The sequence below is a fragment of the Deinococcus rhizophilus genome (genome assembly GCF_030271215.1).
GTDB classification, from domain to species: Bacteria; Deinococcota; Deinococci; order Deinococcales; family Deinococcaceae; genus Deinococcus; species Deinococcus rhizophilus.
Genome location: NZ_JASNGB010000241.1, coordinates 1 through 3,606 on the forward strand (window position 1 = coordinate 1; position 3,606 = coordinate 3,606).

Genomic DNA, 3,606 nt, shown 5'->3' on the forward strand with positions numbered 1-3,606 from the left:
CGGTGCGGCGGCTGCGGGCCGAGGGGCGCCGCGTCACGGCCCTGAGTTTCATGCCCGGTCACGACGACGCGGCGGCGCAGGCGCTGGGCGCCGACACGGTCCTGAGCACCCGCGACCCGCAGGAGGCACTGGACGCCATTGCCGCTTCCGGGTTCGTGATCGGGGTGCGCCTGCACGCGGTGATCCTGGCCGCCGCCGCCGGGGTGCCGTTCGCGGGCGTGGCCTACGACCCCAAGGTCGCGGGCTTCTGCGCGGACGCGGGCGCCCCTGCCCACCCGGTCACGCCCGACGCAGAAGCGCTCACGGCTCAGGCGCTGGCCCGCACCTCTCCCGACTGGGAGGCAGTCGCCGGGATGAGGGGGCGGGCGCGGGAGAGCTTCGGGTGGGCGCTCACGGGCGGCTGATGAACGGGCGCCGAGGGTCAGCTCAGGCACACGCCAGGGCTGGCCTTTGCCCTTCAGCTCCCGTGCGTCACCACGTTGCAGGTGCACCGCGCCAGTGTGGTCGTGCGGCCGCGCCCGTCGCGGACCTCCACCGTCCAGACCATCAGCGTGCGGCCCCGGTAGGCGAGGGTGGCCTCGGCGGTGACATGGCCATCCGTGACGCCCCGGACATGGGTGCCGCTCACGTCCACGCCCACGCCGACCTGCCGCCGCACGTCCAGATTCAGCCAGGTGCCGACGCTGGCGAGTTCCTCCGCGAGCGCGAGGCTGGCCCCGCCGTGCAGCCGTCCGGCAGGCTGGCGGTTGCCCTCCACCGGCATCCGGGCGGTCAGGCGCTCCCGCGAGGCGGTCAGCACTTCGATGCCCAGCCGCTCGCCCAGGGTGCCCGACAGACCGTTCAGGCGGGCGGCGAGGGCCTCGGGCGTCAGCGTGTCCAGCTCGTCGGGGCTGGGCATCTGGAGGTCGGGGTGCAGCGCCGTCTGGGGAGGGGTCATGGGGCGAGGATAGGCGCTCAGCCTTCCGCCACGCACCCGGCAAACGCCGCCCCGTACTCCGCCCGGTCCAGCCCCCGCCCGATGAAGACCAGCTCGCTGGCCCCCGGCTCGCCCTCCCAGGCGTCGGCCGTGAAGAGGTCGCGCACCGCCTGAAACAGCACCCGCTGCGGGTAGCCGTGCAGCGACAGAAACCCCTTGACCCGCAGCACCTCGGCGGGGCGCGAGAGGATCTGGTCCGTCATGAAGCGCTGCCAGCGGTAGGGGTCCAGCGGCGAGTCGGCCCGTAGGGTGAAGGAGGTCAGGCCCGGCGTGTGGACCACCGGCGGGGCGCCTTCCACCACGCGCGGGTCGAAGTCGTCGCGGGCGAGGAGGGCGTCGGCGTCGAGCTGGCCGCGCTCCACCCGGACCAGGCGGGCGAGGGGATTGACCCCGCGCAACACCCCTTCCGCGTGGTCGAGCAGCACCGGGTCCGCGAGGTCGGTCTTGTTCAGCACGACCACGTTCGCGTAGGCGAGCTGCCGCGCCGCTTCCGGGTGCTCGCGCAGGGTCTGGAGGACGTGGCGGGCGTCCACCACCGCGACCAGGGTGGTCACCCGGAAGGCCGCCCGCACCGAGTGCTCCAGCAGCGTGGTCAGGACCGGCGTGGGGTCGGCCACCCCGCTCAGCTCGACGAGCACGGCGTCGGGCTTCTGCTCGCGCATTCCGATGGTCACCAGCGCCCGCAGCAGGTCGTCGCGGCCCGTGCAGCACAGGCAGCCCGCCGTCAGCTCGGTCACGTCGTCCTGCGTGCCCTCTCCAGACAGGCGCTCGATCAATCCGCCGTCCACGCCCGTCGCCCCGAACTCGTTCACGATCACGCCGAGGCGGTGGGGCAGCGAGCGGAGGGGAGCAGGCGGCTGCGATTCCAGACCAGGCGGACACGACACCACCTGTTCTTCCATCTTCGCCGCCCGCTCCTCGTTGCTCCCCGCTCCGCTCGGGTTCGGCTTCGCCTCACCGCAAGTTCTTATCAGGTGGTTGACCAGCGTGGTCTTGCCCGCGCCCAGAAAGCCGCCGATCACGATCACGGGGATGCGGGCGTCGGGGTGGGGGCCGGGCGGGGTCATGGGGGCCAGGATAGCCTTCCCCCCATCCCCCCCGGCGGGGGGGCGGCTCCTGTTATGGGCCTGTCAGAGCGGCCTGTCTAGGGTGATCACAGTTTGCTCACACCCGGCCCGCATTCTCCTGCCGCATTCCACAGGACCGGGAACAGCCGGGCAGCGCGGCGAGCCAGTCGGCGGGGAGGCACCATGCAACGGAACACCACCATTCAGGGAGAAGACCCTGTGCAGCGCGGCGGAGGGATGATGGCCCGGCTGGGGCACGCGCCGCTCACGCTGCGGCTGGCGCTGATCGCCCTGCTGGTCCACATGGCGGTGACCGCCGCGCACCTGGGCGACCCCGCGCCCCCGGAGGCGCTGTTCAACGGCCTCTATGACACGGTGATCATCCTCAGCACGCTGACCTGCCTGCTGGCGTGGCGCCGGGCCCCGTCCCACCTGCGTCAGGGGTTGGGCCTGCTCGCCGCCGCGATGGTCAGCCGCCTGACCGCCGACCTGACCTGGAGCTACATCCAGCTCAGCACGGGGGAACTGCCCTTCCCGTCGGTGGCGGACGTGTTCTACCTGCTGGAGTATCCGCTGTTCGGAGCCGCCTTCCTGCGGCTGTCGTCGGTTCCTCTGCGGCCCCTCAAGGCGGCGCGGCTGTTTCTGGACAGCCTGATTCTGGTCGGGGCGCTCACCACCTTCCTGTGGTGGTGGGTGCTGCACCGTCTCGTGGGCAGTCCCGGCGATCCCTGGCTGGGCACCCTGGTGAACTTCGCCTACCCGGTCTTTGACCTGGGGCTGCTGGTGATCCTGCTGATGGTCGTGCTGCACGGGCGGCGGCTGGAGCGGCACCTGACGCTGTTCGCGCTGGGCTTCGGCTTCACGGTGGCGGCCGACCTGATCTTCGTGCTGCTGGCCGCCCAGGGGACCTACCACACCGGGCATCCGGTCGATGCCCTCTTCACGCTGGGGTTCGTGCTGTGGGCGCTGGGGGCGTGGGAGGCGCAGCGTAGCGCCCGGCTCCTGCCGGTGGGTGACCTCGCGCTGCCGGACCTGCCCCGGCCCGTGCGCCGCGCCCTGGCCGCGCTGCCTTACTTCGGGGTCGCGGCGACCAGCCTCTTCTTGCTGCTGCCGCACAGCCACGCGCCGGGCGAACCGCTGCGCGAGCAGGGGCTGGTGGTCGGCGCGGTGCTGACCATCCTGCTGATGACCGTGCGGCAGGCGGTGGCCTTTGCCGACAACCGGCGCCTGACCTGGCAACTGCGCCGCGCCAACGCCGAGCTGGAACACCGCCGGACCCAGCTCGCCCATCAGGCGTGGCACGACCCCCTGACCGGACTGCCCAACCGCGCCCGCTTCGAGGCCGCGCTCTCGGAGACGCTGACCGGGGCGGAGGCCACGGGCGGAGGCTTCGGGGTCGCCTTTATCGACCTCGACGGCTTCAAGGAGGTCAACGACCGCTTCGGGCACGCCGCCGGGGACGCCCTGCTGGTGCAGGTGGCGGCCCGGTTGCGGGAGGCGGGCCGCCCCGGCGACCTGGTGGCGCGGCAGGGCGGCGACGAGTTCCTGGCGCTGCTGCGGCCC

At 72.7% G+C, this 3,606-nt stretch carries 4 protein-coding genes; 2 read left to right on the forward strand and 2 right to left on the reverse strand.

The window, feature by feature from the left end:
- The coding region (locus tag QOL99_RS15880; protein WP_285525249.1) for a polysaccharide pyruvyl transferase family protein at window positions 1-404 on the forward strand (404 nt) is incomplete at its 5' end.
- Window positions 405-457: 53 nt separating this feature from the next.
- Here QOL99_RS15880 and QOL99_RS15885 read toward each other — a convergent pair.
- Window positions 458-937, reverse strand: coding sequence for a PaaI family thioesterase (locus QOL99_RS15885; protein WP_285525251.1), 480 nt, complete (start codon window positions 935-937; stop codon window positions 458-460).
- A gap of 17 nt (window positions 938-954) precedes the next feature.
- Window positions 955-2,043, reverse strand: coding sequence for a CobW family GTP-binding protein (locus QOL99_RS15890; protein ID WP_285525253.1), 1,089 nt, complete (start codon window positions 2,041-2,043; stop codon window positions 955-957).
- 183 nt (window positions 2,044-2,226) lie between these two features.
- Between QOL99_RS15890 and QOL99_RS15895 the strand changes: the two genes are divergently transcribed.
- Window positions 2,227-3,606 (forward strand): GGDEF domain-containing protein (locus tag QOL99_RS15895; protein ID WP_285525254.1); only part of this gene is annotated, 1,380 nt, incomplete at its 3' end.

What these genes read in the sequence shown, in the direction of transcription:
- QOL99_RS15885 (WP_285525251.1), bottom strand. Translation starts at nt 937, where the DNA reads ATGACCCCTCCCCAGACGGCGCTGCACCCCGACCTCCAGATGCCCAGC.
- QOL99_RS15890 (WP_285525253.1), bottom strand. Translation starts at nt 2,043, where the DNA reads ATGACCCCGCCCGGCCCCCACCCCGACGCCCGCATCCCCGTGATCGTG.